Genomic DNA, 15,561 nt, shown 5'->3' with positions numbered 1-15,561 from the left:
AAGCATTTAGGCATTTGGCTTACTCAAAATGACGTTTGACTTATTCATTTTGCTGTAGCGTTGACCTAAAAGCTAGCGATGTCTGTCTTGAAAAGTTCAGAGACGCTCGCGGACTCGCTACCGCTGCGCTAACGGCGGAAACCGCCGCTCCGACGCCAGTTGCTTTCCGACGCAAGGCGACAGGAACGCACTGGCTCGACTTTTCGCTACGACGGGCTACGCCTACGCCATCGGTTTATACCAATTACCTAAAATAAAACTACAGATGGAAACCTCAAAACCCAGATGAAATATGACTTTCATAATTATGAATTATGAATTATGAATGTGTACATAGTACCTACTTCTGAGGCCAGCGCCAATTGTAGCGATTCCATTCGTAGATTCCTTGAATTTCGTACTCAGCGCCGTTGTAGAAGCGGACGACGCAATTAGTAGAGAAATCATCACCATTGCTAATTTCCTCAACTTGAATCACCATACAGGGAAACCATTCACGCTTACAGGGGCCATCCTCTTGCACCCATTCCCATAACGCATTTGAAACTTCAATGCGATCGCCTAGTCTCAACTTCAATGCATCCTCAAAATAAGAATACTTATCAAAATGGTATGACTCAACACGATTTAGCCACTGCAAACCATAGCGCTGGCGGATAAATTGTACTGTTCCAGAGTCATTTTCCATTAACCAGTCGTTAAGTAATTGCACTTTCCAGGTGCGGTTGCGTAGTTCTTCATCCTTAACAAACTGTAAAAATGCTTCTAATTCCTCTGAGTTAAGTTCGTCTAAGGGATTAGCAATATCTGACGCCCCAGATTTAGAATTTCCCTGAATTTGCTCGACTACTTGCAGTAATATCTGTTTCTGCGTATCAGTGAGAGGACAGCCTACTGCATCACAACTATTGAAGGCTGCTTGCAAGACTGTTTCAATCTCATCTGGAGTCATAAGTTAATAACAATTGAGGGTTTGTTTACCTAATTATTACAAAGGTTAAATTAAAGTCTCCAATCTTCTAGTAGTGAAATTCAGGTAAGCTGGGGTTAAAAACAGTCTCGTTCGTGATGCGCTGGTGATACAGACTATCGGATAGCACCGATTTGCTGTTTCCGCGTCGTAAGCTGACCCTTGGACTTCTCACACTCATGCTGAGTTAGTTGCAGTGCTTTCCTTTGTACAAAGTTTAATTACTTTTATTTACCACCATTTTGAGATATGGAAAAGAAAAACAGCATAGTATCCTTATTGAATTCCCTAGCTTTGGTTAGATCGAACTACTCACAACTCAGGAAACAGTACTCATTACCACTAAAGGTCGTCTTTATTTCCTGCTTGATCACCTTTTTATCGTGGGTGATTACTCCCCCAGCCCAAGCGCTGACACAGATTAAACTATCTGATATTTCTTATAAAGAATGCCCACCAGAACTAGCACAAGGGGCAGTTATTAGTAGCGGTTCTGCGTCTGCCAATTGCTTTATTGTCATTGGCAAAGCGGAAAATGGCACTAATAAAACAGTTTACGACGCAGACATTTTTGGACGCATCTATGATGCAAACAATGACTCGGTGATGCAAAACCGCACTCGCTTGGGTTCTATTGCCGAAGTGCCACCAGGTACTAGCGATTTTGAATTGAGAATTTCTGTGCCTGCTAATCAGCCGTTACCCTTAAAGCTGAAGCAGTTTAAGGCAGCTGGGTTCAGCGGACAAGTCCGGCGTTAATAGACAAAATAAATGAGTCTGGACTAAACTAGCCCAGACTTAAGAATGTTTTACTTAAATTGCAATAAACTGCAAATTTTGTGTTGTCTACACAGCTTGCAAACCGCCACCTACTATTTGAAGCAGTATAATAGCTAACATCGGCGAAAAATCCATGCCACCTAATGGAGGAATAATTGAGCGGAACAGATTTAGATAGGGATCGGTTATCTGGCTCAGAGTGGTAAATGGTTGGTTGTACCAGTTGATAGTGGGGAACCAGGTCAATAAAACCCGAATAATTAGCAGAACAGTATAAATCTGGATGAAAGTAGCCAGAGTGTTGACCAGTAATTGTAATTCCATAGATAGCTTGGTTTCCTGCTAGGTGTCAAAAGTGGTCTTGTTATTGATTTTAATTTAGCCCATGTCATAGTGTATGCAGATTACGCATTTACCACACTTGACACTTTCACCATGCCTAAACAAACTTCAAGAGTCTTTAGTGACGGATCGGTCATTAATTGCCTGTGGTGAGCCACCATTCACATTCCCCAGTTGCTTTCGCACTTCATCAATTGTGGAATTAAGCTGAGCAATTTTATCTTCTAGCGATCGCCGGGCCGTTTCCATTGCCATACCCTCACTTTCTACAGCTCTCATCTGACGTCGTTTCGCTGATATTTTCTTAGCTTCGACTTGGCTATCTGTAAGTTCTGTGTCCTCCTCACCTGTCAATTCCAGATCACGTCGAGAAGCAATCAGTGCCCCGACGACGCCACCAAAGACACCTCCGACAAATGCTCCTGCGACAAAACCACTGGCAAAACCATCTCGCTGACTCATATCTTTACCACCTTCAACAAACTTTGCAACTGTTACATATAGTTAAGCTATTTTTCTGCCTTAGCTGCATACTAGCTTAAGTCCCAAAGATGCGATCGCCTGCATCTCCCAATCCCGGTACAATATATCCCTTGCTGTTGAGTTTTTCGTCGATAGCAGCCGTATAAATAATTAAACCTGGATAAGCAGCACTGAGTTTTTGCAAAGCTGGCGGAGCCGCCACCACGCAAACAATCCGCGTTAAAGCTGGATCAATACCTCGTTGTGTCAATTCTGTCATTGCAGTCATTATCGATCCTCCTGTCGCCAACATCGGATCGGTAATTAACACCCTTGTTTGAGGATCAAATTTTTCTGGCAATTTATTCAAGTAACATGAGGGTTCCAGCGTCTCTTCGTCTCGGACTAAGCCAAGATGGTAAATCGATGCTAAAGGCAATAAAGTCTGCGCTCCCTCTAGCAATCCTAGCCCAGCCCGCAAAATCGGCACTACTACCACAGGCATCTGTGGATCAATCAAAGTTGCCGGACAAGAATCCAACGGACTCTGCACCATTGTCTCTTGCGTTGGCAACCAATCTCGCGCAGCTTCATAAGTCAGCCATCTTCCCAACTCAGTCATCGCACTGCGGAATAATACTGAAGGTGTGGCAGCATCACGGGCTACTGCCAGCCAGTGCTTTATCAGCGGATGGGGTGGAACATAAACACGCAGTTGTAGCGTCATAGCCAGAACTAGGCGACTTTTTATTGTACAAGAACTGAAACATCATAATACTCTTTCCTGCCTCCGACTGACAGCTAAAATCAACATACTAAAAATTATTGATAAAGTTTTTCATTAGCAGTTGACATCTATTCTCAATCAAGGCTATATTGTTATACAGTGTTCTCCTCTCTTTAAGGATCGGCAGACGGGATTAGCCAGCGGTAGCAGGCTCGTCCCTCTTTTTTTGTCAGGAGTCAAGGGTCAAGCGTCAAAATAGGTTACTCTTGACTGTGAACTTTTGACTTTGAACTTTGCAAAGTTGACATGCAAGATATTGACGTAATTGTAATTGGCTCAGGCATTGGCGGATTAGTGACAGCAACTCAGCTAGCAGCAAAGGGCGCTAAAGTGCTGGTACTAGAACGTTATCTGATCCCCGGTGGCAGCGCTGGTTATTTTGAACGCCAAGGTTATCGATTTGATGTTGGGGCGTCGATGATTTTTGGGCTAGGACATAACGGCACTACCAACTTACTCACCCGCGCCTTGGACGCTGTGAATGTTAGCCAGCAAACAATCGTCGATCCTGTGCAGATTCACTATCATCTACCTCAAGGTCTAGACCTGAAAGTTGACCGGGTTTATGAAAAGTTTTTGCAAAATCTTGCTGCTTATTTTCGTCATGAAGAACAGGGGATTCGTCGCTTTTATGACGAATGCTGGAAGGTTTTTAATTGCCTCAACAGCATGGATTTGCTGTCGCTGGAAGAACCTCGGTATTTAATGCGGGTATTTTTCCAGCATCCCTTGGCATGTCTCGGTTTAGTCAAGTATCTGCCCCAAAACGTTGGCGATGTGGCGCGACGCTACATCAAAGACCCCCAATTATTGAAATTTATCGATATGGAATGTTATTGCTGGTCGGTGTTTCCAGCTAACATGACACCAATGATTAATGCTGGAATGGTCTTCTCTGACAGGCATTATGGCGGAGTTAATTACCCCAAAGGCGGCGTGGGACAAATTGCCCAAAAACTAGTTGAAGGTTTCGAGAAAGCTGGGGGTATGATTCAGTACCAAGCCAGGGTTACAAAAATTCTCACAGAACAAGGAAAAGCCGTGGGTGTGCAACTGGCTAATGGTAAAGTATATCGGGGTAAACGCATAGTCTCTAATGCTACACGCTGGGATACTTTTGAACAATTACTACCAGTAAAGGAAATACCCCATAATGAGAAAAAATGGCAACAAAATTATCAAAAATCACCGAGCTTTTTGAGCTTGCACATAGGGGTGAAAGCGGAAGTGTTACCTAGGGGGACAGAGTGCCATCATATTTTGCTGGAAGATTGGGAGAAGATGGCAGCAGTGGAAGGCACAATTTTTGTTTCGATTCCCACATTGCTTGACCCAGATTTGGCACCAGCCGGATATCACATCATTCATGCTTTCACGCCTCACTGGATTGATGATTGGCAAAGGCTTTCTCTGGGTGAGTACGAGGCGAAGAAAGAAGAGGCGGCTTGGCGAATTATTGACCGATTAGAAAAGATTTTTCCCGGTTTAGATGCCGGATTAGATTACCTGGAGGTGGGAACACCACGCACCCATCGCCGCTTTTTGGGTCGTGAGGATGGCACTTATGGGCCAATCCCTCGGCGCAAGTTGCGGGGGTTATTAGGGATGCCGTTTAATCGCACCGCTGTTCCAGGACTTTATTGTGTGGGGGATAGTACTTTCCCAGGTCAAGGATTGAATGCGGTAGCTTTTTCTGGGTTTGCCTGCGCTCATCGCATTGCCGTGGATTTGGGATTGTGATATTTTCCCAAATTAGTTGAATATTTCTCAAAGTTCTCATAATAACTTGCAAGCGATCGCTTTTTCGCCTAAGTGCATGATTCCGAAAAATTTTAGGATTGTGCTTTAATGGTGAGCGCCTTTTGTTTTTTGATGAATCCTCCTCACACAGCAAGTTACCATTGATGCGACTTACACCCAAAGCAAATATTGTGAAAGTAAGCTGGTTTCTACCCAGCTTTTTAAGTGTGTTCCTACTTGGGTCTAACGTCCAAGCTGTTGCGAAGTTTCAAGAAATTAGCTCGGTTCAACCCAGTACTGCCCCAACAGTTGATGATAAAAGTTTATTTGCTGATGTGGTTCCCTTACATTCACCAATGAAAGTGCTGGAACCTCAAATTAAAGCTTTAATGGCTCGCTACAGTTTTCTGAAAACAGGAATGTTTTTCCTGGATTTGGATACTGGGAATTATCTAGATGTTGGGGGCGATCGCATTTTCCCAGCTGCTAGTACAATCAAGCTACCAATTCTCATTGCCTTTTTTCAGGATTTAGATGCTGGTAAAGTCACCCTAAATGAAAAACTAACTATGCGGCGCGACTTAGTTACCAATGGCTCTGGGACAATGCAGTATGAGCGAGTTGGTAAGAAGTACACAGCTTTGGAAACCGTCACTAAGATGGTTACTATCAGTGATAATACTGCCACCAACATGATTATTGATCGCTTGGGTGGAGCAGCACGACTCAATCAGCGTTTCCGTAGTTGGGGACTGAAAGACACAGTAATTCGGCGTCTTTTGGCTGATTTGCGAGGAACCAACACTACAAGCTCTCAAGACATGGCGCGGACGCTGGCTTTGTTAGTCAATAACAAGCTAGTTTCCCCGCAGAGCCGGGAGCAAGCCTTAGATATTTTGTATCACACCGTCACTAATACACTGCTTCCCGCAGGTTTGGGTAAAGGTGCAGTGATTGCCAACAAAACTGGAGATATCGGTTTTCTCATTGGCGACGCTGGATTTATTACTATGCCCAATGGCAAACGCTACTTAGCAGCCATCTTTGTCAGGCGTCCATATAAGGACTCCAGAGGAAGAGACTTTATTCGTCAAGTTTCCCAGCTAGTCTACAATTACCTGAATCAGCCGAACCCAGTCGCTACTGTTGATTCTCCCAACAGTGCTACGAGGTAAAACGCTTTAAGACAACATTTGAAAAGTTATGTTCGCCTAAAGTTTGGATTCGGAGGAAGCCGGCGCACTCTACGGGTTCTTGCTTACTACATACTTTTCGCAGTGTCTTGGTGGTTAAAAAAACTGACTTTTCAACCACTAAGGCACTAAGACACTAAGGTGAAAAGGCTAATGATTAAACCTAGCTCCTCGTCGTTGTAAATCTTGGCGTTGCAACTGTGTTAATCCGATTCCTGCTCCAAATTCGCACTCATCTACTAGCGTATCTAACCAAATAGTCTCATTCAGAGTTGCACATCTTAAATCTGCATTTCTTAAGTTAGCTCTTGTAAAATTGACAAATAAGAGATCTGCGTTAGCTAAACTGCTGCCTTGCAAATTAGCTTCTGATAAATTCCCCTTGATGAAATTTACTCCATCTAAAATTAAACCAGATAAATCTGCTCTTATCAGATTAGGAAATTTTAGTTTATTTGGATATTGTAAAAACTGGATTGTACAAATTATATTTGCTTCATTTAAGCGGATTTTAGTTAAGAATTCATAACGAGCTATGCCTAATTGCTTGAGTATTTGTAGACGCTGGGAGGGACTTTGTTTTAAAAATTTGATGGCTGTAGAGCGTAAGTCTTGAGTAGAAGAATTTAGCATTATTATCAGATGGTAATACTTTTGATGTGACAAATTTTAAGCAGAAGCTACTAGTAAATAACTTTGCCCCTTGCTGAACATTAAGACTTGATGAGTACGAAAGTAATATTTCACTATTTGCAAAAGTTGATAACAAAATTTGCTGGTAAGCAAGACGTTGATAAGAGTTCTGAAATGCAATAACAATTGGATGTTTGTGTACTTAAGTATAATTTATACATTTTTTTGAAATTTAACTAGTTTTTGTAACACAACCAAAATTGTTTACAACACAACCATTGAAAGAGTGAATTCATCTAACAACTTACGATGAGAAAACCTCTGTCTAAGGAAAGATTTGGCTGATAAGCCAGATGAAGTAAAAATAGTAAGCTAAATCTCGTACAGATTGTATTCTATGAAACTAAATTATTTTACGAAACGGCTTTCGACTGTAGGACGCTGGATAGCTACAACTCTATTTTGTGTATCAGCGATCGCCTTCGTTTGGCAAGGTGCGTTTTTCTCAAACACCTCAGCAATGGCTGAGCCTGCTGTAACCTTGATCGCATCAGCAGACGCAGGCAATCAAGTTAAAGGCAAAGCCAGTGAAGATGCTGGACGAGCCAAGAACTTTATCCGAGATACAGCAGATAAAGTTGAGAGCACTGCAAAGAAAAATGCCGCTAAAGTTGATCAAGCAACAGACAGTGGTAGTTTTGTTGAACGCAAAGCAAAAAGAGATGCCGCTCGAATTGAGAAAAGAGCAGAGGAAGATGCAGCTCGCACACAGAAAGCAGTAGACAACACAAAGAATGTTGTTGAACGTACTGTTGATAGCATCAAGGATGCTTTTGGCAACTAAATAGAGCTAGCTTGGACTGGGATTGGGGACTCTTAAGAGGGGGAAAAGGTTAAAGGTTAAGGGGTAAAGGGTAAAGAGATGGTTTTTCCCTTTTCCCCTTACCCTTTTCCCATACCCAATGTCCCTTGTAGGATGATGAAAGACGCCGCTTTGAATAAATTAAAAACTCCACAGGTACATTTTGCTCGGTATGATATTTAATCTGCAAGCATTTACCGAGTAAAAACTAGCTATGACTCAGAACTACCGCATTACCTTACTCTCTGGCGATGGCATTGGCCCTGAAATTATGGCAGTGGCGGTAGATGTGCTGAAAGTTGTAGGGAAGCAGTTTGATATTCAGTTTGAATTCCAAGAAGCCCTCATCGGCGGTGCAGCAATAGACGCTACAGGTGAACCTTTACCAGCTGTGACGCTAGATACCTGCCGCAATAGTGATGCTGTATTACTCGCTGCTATTGGTGGTTATAAGTGGGATTCTTTACCATCTCACTTACGCCCAGAAGCAGGTTTATTGGGACTACGCGCCGGATTGGGACTATTTGCCAATTTGCGCCCAGCAAAAATTTTGCCTCAGTTAATTGACGCCTCAACTTTGAAACGCGAAGTTGTGGAAGGCGTGGATATTATGGTAGTGCGCGAACTCACTGGTGGAATTTACTTTGGTAAACCCAAGGGAATTTTTGCCACGGAAACTGGTGAGAAGCGCGGTGTGAACACAATGGTTTACACAGAGTCGGAAATTGAACGCATTGGGCGAGTGGCGTTTGAAGCAGCGCGAAAACGTGGTGGTAAACTCTGTTCGGTGGATAAAGCGAATGTATTAGAAGTATCTCAGTTGTGGCGCGATCGCATCACCCAACTTTCTCAAGAATATCCAGATATCGAACTTTCTCATCTATACGTCGATAATGCTGCTATGCAACTAGTACGCGCTCCCAAGCAGTTCGATACCATCGTTACAGGAAATTTGTTTGGCGATATTCTCTCTGATGCTGCTGCCATGCTCACAGGTAGTATTGGGATGTTACCCTCTGCTAGTTTGGGTGCTTCTGGGCCTGGCGTGTTTGAACCTGTCCACGGTTCCGCCCCAGATATTGCAGGACAGGATAAGGCAAATCCTCTAGCACAGGTTTTGAGTGCGGCGATGATGTTACGCTACGGTTTAGACCAGCCAAAAGCGGCAGATCACATTGAACAAGCCGTATTCCAAGTTTTAGAACAAGGCGATCGCACAGGCGATATAATCTCTCCAGGAAAAAATCTTTTAGGTTGCCGCGCGATGGGCCATGCACTGATTAAGGCTCTTGGAGAAAAATAATTTTGTAGTTTAAACCGGGCGATTTGGCAACCTTGGCTAGAAGTTTCGGGTAGACTATAGGGAAATCTAGCAATTATATAGCAGTCGATAGTGTACGCATTACGACAAGGACAAACAAATTTTACTGCCCCTAAGAATCAGCCTCCTTTGATTGATCCCGCTGTAATCAGAGCCGCTGGGCAAATTTACTATACCCACTGTGAGGTTCATCCCGAAATAGCTGGGCAACCTTCAGGTGTAGCAATTAATCGTGTAACTCATCGAGGTAAGGTAATTTTTACTAACCAACCAGTTCTCTTACCTCAAGAGTGCTTTGTACCATTGAATCAAATTGAGTCACACATGTATTAGTCATTGCTCATTGGTCATTAGTCATTGGTCATTAGTCATTAGTCAAGATTGATTAACTTCTCGACAAAGGACAAAAGATAAACGACAAATGACACAGGACAAATGACAAAGGACTATATGAACATTTTGATGGTCGTCTCGGCGAGTGTCATTGTTTTTACATTAGGTGCATCTATTGGCAGCTTTATCAATGTTGTTGTTTATCGGCTACCTGCTGGGTTGTCGATTCTTTGGCCTCCTTCTCGCTGTCCCCATTGCTTAAACCAGCTAAAAGCCTACGATAATGTTCCAGTACTGGGATGGGTATGGTTAAAAGGGCGATGTCGATATTGCAAAAGCAAGATTTCTGTCCGTTATCCAGTGGTAGAAGCGATAACTGGCATAGTATTTTTACTTGTATTTTTTATATTTAAAGTTTCAATTTTAACTATAAGCTATTGGGCTTTTTGCAGTTGGTTATTGGCATTATCGCTCATAGACTTAGATACGATGACCTTACCCAATGCACTTACTCAGTCTGGTTTGGTAGTAGGGGTTATATTTCAAATGATGGTTGGTTTTTTACCAGAGGCTAGTTGGGAAGCATTGATAAATCACCTGATGAAGGCAATAGTTGGTGCAATATTGGGCTTATGGCTGTTTGATGCGATCGCAATAATTGGCTCAATTGCTTTTGGTAAAGCGGCGATGGGTGCAGGTGACGCCAAGTTAGCTGCGATGATGGGAGCTTGGTTAGGATGGAAGTATTTGCTCCTGGCTAGTTTTGTTGCCTGTGCGCTGGGAGCGTTAGCGGGTGGCGGTGCAATGATGCGATCGCGACAGTTGGGACAAAAAATACCTTTTGGGCCTTTTCTAGCTTTAGGATCTGTAATTACTCTATTTGGCGGCGAAGCTATTTTGTCTAGCTATCTGAGGCTATTTTTTCCAGCATCTTGAACAACACACAGACTGGATACTAGGGGAATTTCTCAAAAAGTTGAAATGTGTTGAAATTCGGTGAGAAACCTCATCCCCATTCCTCATCACTTATTATCCGCTCGTGATTGTAACCTGCATTACCCCATCTGTCCTTCAGATTTTGATAATATCAGGCTGTGACTTGTATTACCCTCTTAACGACGATTACCCGTTGGCAAGCACAGCTAATGCAACAGATGCTCATTGCTCATGACTCAGCAACACGAATGATTAATTTGGGTGCAAAGGGTACAGCATCCTATTTGGAGGTTGGTATTCTCATGGCTTTGTCAGTACGTTTACATAACAAGTCCTCTAGAAGACGAGCAAGAGACTTGTATTGGCATGAGTATTTTCGTTAAGCTGGCAACCAAAGATGCAAAATAAGGTCTGAATTGCTTACAAACGTAATTTGACGATGTAGTCAAGACTAAATGAGTGAGACGCACTCAAAAAGCGCGTCTTTACAAGAGTCAAGAGTCCAATTTAATTGGACTTTAGGCTTTTTACCTTAGACTCCTCATAGCGGCTTGACCTATTTTCTACCACATAATCCCTTGAATAAAATAAAAATGGCGAACAACGAAGAATCACGCGGTTTAAAGTCTCTATTTGATTGGTTTGCAAATCGACGTAAATCAGGATCTACCAGCCTCGAACGCCAAGAACGTGAAATTGCTGATGGATTATGGCATAAATGCTCAAAATGTAGTGTATTAGCTTATACAAAAGATCTGAGAGCGAATCAGATGGTTTGTGTCGAATGTGGTCATCATAATCGGGTGGACAGCGATGAACGCATCCGTCAATTGATTGACCACAATACCTGGAGAGCGATGGATGAGCATTTACGTCCAAGCGATCCGCTGCAATTTCGCGATCGCAAACTATACAGCGATCGCCTACGAGAAACCCAAGAGAAAATTGGCTTATTAGACGCTGTTAAGACAGGTTTGGGTCAAATAAATGGCTTGCCCATTGCTCTTGGAGTAATGGACTTCCGCTTCATGGGTGGTAGCATGGGTTCAGTCGTGGGGGAAAAACTCACCCGCCTAATTGAGCAAGCCACTCAACGGCGTTATCCTGTTGTAATTATTTGCACCTCCGGTGGTGCCAGAATGCAAGAAGGAATGCTTTCTTTGATGCAGATGGCGAAAATCTCCGCAGCCTTACAACGCCATCAAGATGCGAGACTATTGTACATACCCGTTTTGACAAATCCCACCACAGGCGGCGTTACCGCTAGTTTTGCGATGTTGGGTGATCTCATCCTCGCAGAACCAAAAGCAACCATCGGTTTTGCCGGTCGGCGAGTGATTGAGCAAACCCTGCGGGAAAAACTGCCCGATGATTTTCAGACAGCAGAAGATTTACTTAAACACGGTTTTGTCGATGATATCGTACCCCGTACCCAGTTAAAGAATACATTAGCGCAGCTAATTTCCTTGCACCAGCCTGCACCAACTGCACCACACATGGTGTTGTGGGAAACAATGTCCTTGAGTTCTACCGCCGCTGAGTAGAGCAGAGGGGCAGAGGGGCAGAGGGGCAGGGGGGCAGAAGAACACGAGGAGAATGAATACTGACCCTTGACTCTTCTATCTTCTCGCCCTCATCCCCCTGGCTCTTGGACAAACATGAGTGGAATAAGCGCTGCTAGTCGAAATAGACTAGAGAGAGCAAATAATCCTAGTAAGCCTCCAGATTCGGCAAATTGGACGATGAAGCCACCTATAGTTGTGCCTAAAGCACCACTTGCCCCAGCAACGGCGGCTGCGATCGCAAAATAGATAGACTGATTTTTAATTGGTGCAATCCCCAGCTGCATATTGTTATTGCACAAGTCAATTGCTGCCCCAGTACCGCCACAGAAGATGTGTAATAGTGGCAACCATACCCAGAGATCAAGGCGATTAGCACCAATCCCCAGCCACAGCAATGGTGTAACTGCAACCAAAATACCAACGAAAATCAGGATGGGACGATTACCTATCTTGTCTGCTAATTTGCCCCACAGGATGAGCATCAGCAGATTCGCCCCTGCTTGCAGGCTACTATAGACAGTCACCCAACTTACATCAATATCCAGCGTGTCCAGCATGTAAAGATTAAAAAAAGGAGCGCTGAGATTAATAGCAAGCATCCACAAGCCCGAATAAAGCAGGAACATCAAAAAGTTAGTGTTTTGCCAGATGTCGCTATTTAACTGGTTTTGGGAAGTAGGCGGCTGTGGTAAACAGATTGATTCAGATATCTCACAAGATTCATTTTTTTTAGCGTTTGACTGAATCTCACTTTGAGGTAACTTAGCAACATAAGTGTTTTGCGATCGCGGATTCACATCCACCTGGAAATACTGACAGCCTATTCCCACAATCCCGAACACGATACCTACCAGTAGAACGACTCCATAACCTTGTAGAGTTCCTCCGTACCAGTGTGATACAGCTAGACCTGCCAAAGGTAAGCAGACTAAATTAGTTAAGCTAGCGGCACTGTTACGTAACCCGAAATACCGACCTCGCAATCGCCGAGGGACTATCATCGCCACCCAACTTAGCCAAGCTGCGCTTCCTAGACCTCCCAAAAGATGGGTGAACAAGACAATCAAAAGCGTCAATATCACCAATTGATGATTATTAACTCCACCCCAGCTTGTGGCTAAAATGCCAATTACTAGAATTAGCCACAGTGGTCGAGAGATTCCATGAGTCAAAAGAGAATACTGAAAGCGGCTGGTAGTGGTCTCAGAGAAGTAAGCACCCAACGGCTGAATTAGATTCGCAATCATGGGGATAGAGGATAGCATCCCAAATACCACTGGACTGGCGTCCAACTCCACCAAGAAATTAGAAAGCAAAATCCCGCCAGTAGTCAAGGAGAAAATTGCTGACAAAACAGCATCCCCAGTGGAGGCTCTCAAGCTGGTGCGAATCGCATCCTTAGAAATTGGGAGGCTGGGTTGTGAGGTAGGATAAAGTGCTGTGGGTGGTGAGGCAATCTGGGAAATTTCTAAAGTTAAAGGCGTAGCAGTTTCAGCTGGAACAGAATTCATACACTATCGTCTACGGGTGAAGCATTCTAGCAAGAGTCTAGGTGCTAAGAGTAAATCTTTTTATCAGCATTGTTGATAATTCTTAGTCATTTTAGCTTGTGTTTTTCAATAAAATTTTAGAGAAGTCAAATATTATTTATTAGCTACAAAAGATATTAAGTTAGGTGAGAGAAACCGTCATTCGTCCGTGAGCAAAAGAAGTTTATTTAACTTTTTGGGATTAATAATAGCGATCGCTATCACTATTATTGGTTATCACAACCTACAAACACTAAGCAAACCGTCAGCACCTACAGCAATCAACATCAAACTCAGTGGTTGGGGAGGCTCTCCTGTTGAACAAAAGCTCTTGAGACAAGTACTGCAAGACTTTGAGGTGCAGCACCCCACTATCAGAGTTAAGTATGAGGTGATTTCTGACCAATACATGGATGTAATCAAAACGCGTTTGGTTGGGGAAGCCGCGCCTGATGTTTTTTATCTCGATGCTCTTGAAGCTCCTTTCTTGATGAGTCAAAATGTCTTAGAACCGCTAGATGCTTACATTACCCCAGAATTTGACCTAGCAGACTTTGAGAATACTCTACTTGATAGTTTCAAATACCAGAACCAAATTTACGGTCTTCCTAAAGACTATTCTACTCTTGCCTTGTTTTATAACAAAAAAGCATTCGCTGCTGCTGGCTTGAGTAATCCGCCAACTACTTGGGATGAATTACGTACTTATTCCCAAAAGTTGACAGGCAAACTTAATAAATACGGCTTTGGCGAAATTCCAGAATTGGCACGTCAAGCTTACAAAATCACAGCCTTTGGTGGGCATGTCGTTGACCAAAAGGGTTATGCTACCTTCGCTAGTACAGCAGGTGTGCAGGGTTTACAGCTAGTAGTAGACCAGTATCAAAAAGACCGCTCCTCGGCACAAAAATCTGATGTAGGCACAAACTCAGGTAGTGAGATGTTTGGCCAAGAAAAAGTGGCAATGGTCATTGAAGGCAACTGGGCAATTCCCTATTTAACCGAAACCTTTCCCAAATTAGAGTTTGCTACCGCAGAAATACCAAGTATAAATAACAAAAAAGGCACAATGGTATTTACTGTTGCCTATGTGATGAACAAGCAAGCGCAGCATAAAGCCGAAGCCTGGGAGTTGATTTCTTATCTCACCGGTAAAGAAGGGATGCAGAAGTGGACAGGAAAAGGATTTGCACTGCCAACACGTAAATCAGTAGCAGAGAAATTGGGTTATGACCAAGACTCATTGCGATCGCCATTAGTAGCGGGAGTTAACTACGCTACACCGTGGCAGGTAGGCAAGTATCCAGCGGCGATTGTAAATAACTTTGATAACCAGTTTGTTAGCGCTTTGCTAGGGCAACAACCATTAAAGCAGGCAATGCTGCGGGCGCAGAATGAAGCTAATAAGCAAATTAAAGCAATGGAGTAATGCATAGTCTGAGTAAGCAATCTTTCTTGCCTCTACCAAATCACTTCTGAGTAGAAATTTGCTATTTCTTTATCCGCTGTAATTATTGCAGCTTGATTGCTTCTAGCTAGTGCTACAACGACTCGATCTGCTGGATCTCGATGACCCCATTCTAAATTGACACTTTCTATCCAAATATTTTCATCAATGGGTACAATCTGAACGGCACTAGACTTTTTTAGCGTTACTACGTAATCGTTAAGATTGACTCCTAAATCTAGTTTTTGATTTTTGATTTTTATAGCAATTTCCCATACAGCTATAGACGGAACAAGACCATTTTTATCCCTTTCCATGTAGTTGCACGCTTCTTTGGCTTGTTCAGAAAGTCTGGCTGGATCTAAACTCCACCAGATCAGGGCACAAGTGTCAAGGACTATCTTCACAATTGTGTCCATTCCTCAGTGGTTGGTGTAGTTAAATCCTCAAAGTACTTCACTTGACCACGCATCTCCCCAAATAACTCTTCTGTTGAAGGTGCTTGTGCGTATTTGGAAATTTTCACGACTGGCTTACCGCGATCAGTAACTACAATTTCTTCTCCCTCTGACTCTACAAGTCTTAAAAACTCAAGAAGCTGAGCTTTGAGTTGACTTTTAGAAATTGATTTCATAATAACCGTAGTTATGACTATAGTCAT

At 43.1% G+C, this 15,561-nt stretch carries 19 protein-coding genes; 11 read left to right on the top strand and 8 right to left on the bottom strand.

Annotated features, from left to right (window positions below; translation table 11 throughout):
• The first annotated feature begins 35 nt into the window (after positions 1-35).
• A complete protein-coding gene (locus HCR01_RS11335) occupies positions 36-257 on the top strand; it encodes a hypothetical protein (RefSeq protein ID WP_193196305.1) in 222 nt (73 codons plus the stop codon).
• Positions 258-340: 83 nt separating this feature from the next.
• Here HCR01_RS11335 and HCR01_RS11330 read toward each other — a convergent pair whose 3' ends face one another.
• Positions 341-952, bottom strand: a complete 612-nt coding sequence (locus tag HCR01_RS11330) for a hypothetical protein (protein WP_193196304.1) — start codon at positions 950-952, stop codon at positions 341-343.
• 312 nt (positions 953-1,264) lie between these two features.
• On the opposite strand from HCR01_RS11330, the gene HCR01_RS11325 reads away from it, so the two are divergent.
• The gene (locus tag HCR01_RS11325; RefSeq protein ID WP_193196303.1) at positions 1,265-1,729 is read left to right on the top strand and encodes a biotin carboxylase; all 465 of its coding nucleotides are present in this window, start codon (positions 1,265-1,267) and stop codon (positions 1,727-1,729) included.
• An 87-nt stretch (positions 1,730-1,816) separates the two neighbouring features.
• Here the strand turns inward: HCR01_RS11325 and HCR01_RS11320 are convergent, their stop codons facing one another.
• The 3 genes from HCR01_RS11320 to upp all read right to left on the bottom strand — a co-directional run bounded on the left by HCR01_RS11320 (position 1,817) and on the right by upp (position 3,281).
• Positions 1,817-2,074 (bottom strand): YggT family protein, encoded by a 258-nt coding sequence (locus HCR01_RS11320; protein ID WP_193196302.1) that lies wholly within the window; start codon positions 2,072-2,074, stop codon positions 1,817-1,819.
• 126 nt (positions 2,075-2,200) lie between these two features.
• Entirely contained in the window at positions 2,201-2,554 is a 354-nt protein-coding gene (locus tag HCR01_RS11315) for a hypothetical protein (RefSeq protein WP_193196301.1), read from the bottom strand.
• Positions 2,555-2,630: 76 nt separating this feature from the next.
• On the bottom strand, positions 2,631-3,281 hold the full coding sequence (upp, locus tag HCR01_RS11310; RefSeq protein ID WP_193196300.1) for a uracil phosphoribosyltransferase: 651 nt from the start codon (positions 3,279-3,281) through the stop codon (positions 2,631-2,633).
• Positions 3,282-3,587: 306 nt separating this feature from the next.
• Between upp and crtH the strand changes: the two genes are divergently transcribed.
• Entirely contained in the window at positions 3,588-5,081 is a 1,494-nt protein-coding gene (gene crtH, locus HCR01_RS11305; protein ID WP_193196299.1) for a carotenoid isomerase, read from the top strand.
• Between the two features lie 164 nt (positions 5,082-5,245).
• Positions 5,246-6,256, top strand: a complete 1,011-nt coding sequence (locus tag HCR01_RS11300) for a serine hydrolase (protein ID WP_193196298.1) — start codon at positions 5,246-5,248, stop codon at positions 6,254-6,256.
• A gap of 168 nt (positions 6,257-6,424) precedes the next feature.
• On the opposite strand, the gene HCR01_RS11295 is transcribed toward HCR01_RS11300, so the two are convergent.
• Positions 6,425-6,907: a pentapeptide repeat-containing protein gene (locus tag HCR01_RS11295; protein ID WP_193196297.1), complete on the bottom strand. Its 483-nt coding sequence runs from the start codon at positions 6,905-6,907 to the stop codon at positions 6,425-6,427.
• A gap of 397 nt (positions 6,908-7,304) precedes the next feature.
• Here HCR01_RS11295 and HCR01_RS11290 point away from each other — a divergent pair, with 397 nt between their 5' ends.
• The 6 genes from HCR01_RS11290 to accD all read left to right on the top strand — a co-directional run bounded on the left by HCR01_RS11290 (position 7,305) and on the right by accD (position 11,903).
• A complete protein-coding gene (locus tag HCR01_RS11290) occupies positions 7,305-7,751 on the top strand; it encodes a hypothetical protein (protein WP_193196296.1) in 447 nt (148 codons plus the stop codon).
• Positions 7,752-7,983: 232 nt separating this feature from the next.
• Positions 7,984-9,072 carry a 3-isopropylmalate dehydrogenase gene (leuB, locus tag HCR01_RS11285; RefSeq protein ID WP_193196295.1) on the top strand — a complete coding sequence of 363 codons (1,089 nt, stop codon included), beginning with the start codon at positions 7,984-7,986 and terminating at the stop codon, positions 9,070-9,072.
• A 90-nt stretch (positions 9,073-9,162) separates the two neighbouring features.
• A complete protein-coding gene (locus HCR01_RS11280) occupies positions 9,163-9,423 on the top strand; it encodes a hypothetical protein (protein WP_162396835.1) in 261 nt (86 codons plus the stop codon).
• A 117-nt stretch (positions 9,424-9,540) separates the two neighbouring features.
• Entirely contained in the window at positions 9,541-10,359 is an 819-nt protein-coding gene (locus HCR01_RS11275) for a prepilin peptidase (protein ID WP_193196511.1), read from the top strand.
• A 158-nt stretch (positions 10,360-10,517) separates the two neighbouring features.
• Positions 10,518-10,742, top strand: a complete 225-nt coding sequence (locus HCR01_RS11270) for a hypothetical protein (protein WP_193196294.1) — start codon at positions 10,518-10,520, stop codon at positions 10,740-10,742.
• A gap of 210 nt (positions 10,743-10,952) precedes the next feature.
• Complete coding sequence (gene accD, locus HCR01_RS11265) at positions 10,953-11,903, top strand: acetyl-CoA carboxylase, carboxyltransferase subunit beta (protein ID WP_193196293.1); 951 nt, start codon at positions 10,953-10,955, stop codon at positions 11,901-11,903.
• 89 nt (positions 11,904-11,992) lie between these two features.
• Here accD and HCR01_RS11260 read toward each other — a convergent pair whose 3' ends face one another.
• The gene (locus tag HCR01_RS11260) at positions 11,993-13,435 is read right to left on the bottom strand and encodes an MFS transporter (RefSeq protein WP_193196292.1); all 1,443 of its coding nucleotides are present in this window, start codon (positions 13,433-13,435) and stop codon (positions 11,993-11,995) included.
• A 187-nt stretch (positions 13,436-13,622) separates the two neighbouring features.
• Between HCR01_RS11260 and HCR01_RS11255 the strand changes: the two genes are divergently transcribed.
• Complete coding sequence (locus HCR01_RS11255) at positions 13,623-14,882, top strand: ABC transporter substrate-binding protein (protein WP_193196291.1); 1,260 nt, start codon at positions 13,623-13,625, stop codon at positions 14,880-14,882.
• Between the two features lie 32 nt (positions 14,883-14,914).
• On the opposite strand, the gene HCR01_RS11250 is transcribed toward HCR01_RS11255, so the two are convergent.
• Entirely contained in the window at positions 14,915-15,307 is a 393-nt protein-coding gene (locus HCR01_RS11250; protein ID WP_193196290.1) for a type II toxin-antitoxin system VapC family toxin, read from the bottom strand.
• Positions 15,304-15,534 (bottom strand): type II toxin-antitoxin system Phd/YefM family antitoxin, encoded by a 231-nt coding sequence (locus HCR01_RS11245; protein ID WP_193196289.1) that lies wholly within the window; start codon positions 15,532-15,534, stop codon positions 15,304-15,306. The genes HCR01_RS11250 and HCR01_RS11245 overlap by 4 nt, the downstream gene beginning before the upstream one ends.
• Positions 15,535-15,561 lie beyond the last annotated feature (27 nt).

Source organism: Nostoc sp. MG11 (assembly GCF_014904695.1).
Taxonomy (GTDB): domain Bacteria; phylum Cyanobacteriota; class Cyanobacteriia; order Cyanobacteriales; family Nostocaceae; genus Komarekiella.
This window is presented reverse-complemented; position numbering and strand designations above follow the sequence as displayed.

Coding starts and splice junctions, on each gene's coding strand:
- HCR01_RS11245 (WP_193196289.1), bottom strand. CDS start 15,534: ATGAAATCAATTTCTAAAAGTCAACTCAAAGCTCAGCTTCTTGAGTTT.
- HCR01_RS11320 (WP_193196302.1), bottom strand. CDS start 2,074: ATGGAATTACAATTACTGGTCAACACTCTGGCTACTTTCATCCAGATT.
- crtH (WP_193196299.1), top strand. CDS start 3,588: ATGCAAGATATTGACGTAATTGTAATTGGCTCAGGCATTGGCGGATTA.
- HCR01_RS11315 (WP_193196301.1), bottom strand. CDS start 2,554: ATGAGTCAGCGAGATGGTTTTGCCAGTGGTTTTGTCGCAGGAGCATTT.
- HCR01_RS11295 (WP_193196297.1), bottom strand. CDS start 6,907: ATGCTAAATTCTTCTACTCAAGACTTACGCTCTACAGCCATCAAATTT.
- leuB (WP_193196295.1), top strand. CDS start 7,984: ATGACTCAGAACTACCGCATTACCTTACTCTCTGGCGATGGCATTGGC.
- accD (WP_193196293.1), top strand. CDS start 10,953: ATGGCGAACAACGAAGAATCACGCGGTTTAAAGTCTCTATTTGATTGG.
- HCR01_RS11275 (WP_193196511.1), top strand. CDS start 9,541: ATGAACATTTTGATGGTCGTCTCGGCGAGTGTCATTGTTTTTACATTA.
- HCR01_RS11290 (WP_193196296.1), top strand. CDS start 7,305: ATGAAACTAAATTATTTTACGAAACGGCTTTCGACTGTAGGACGCTGG.
- upp (WP_193196300.1), bottom strand. CDS start 3,281: ATGACGCTACAACTGCGTGTTTATGTTCCACCCCATCCGCTGATAAAG.
- HCR01_RS11330 (WP_193196304.1), bottom strand. CDS start 952: ATGACTCCAGATGAGATTGAAACAGTCTTGCAAGCAGCCTTCAATAGT.
- HCR01_RS11300 (WP_193196298.1), top strand. CDS start 5,246: ATGCGACTTACACCCAAAGCAAATATTGTGAAAGTAAGCTGGTTTCTA.
- HCR01_RS11260 (WP_193196292.1), bottom strand. CDS start 13,435: ATGAATTCTGTTCCAGCTGAAACTGCTACGCCTTTAACTTTAGAAATT.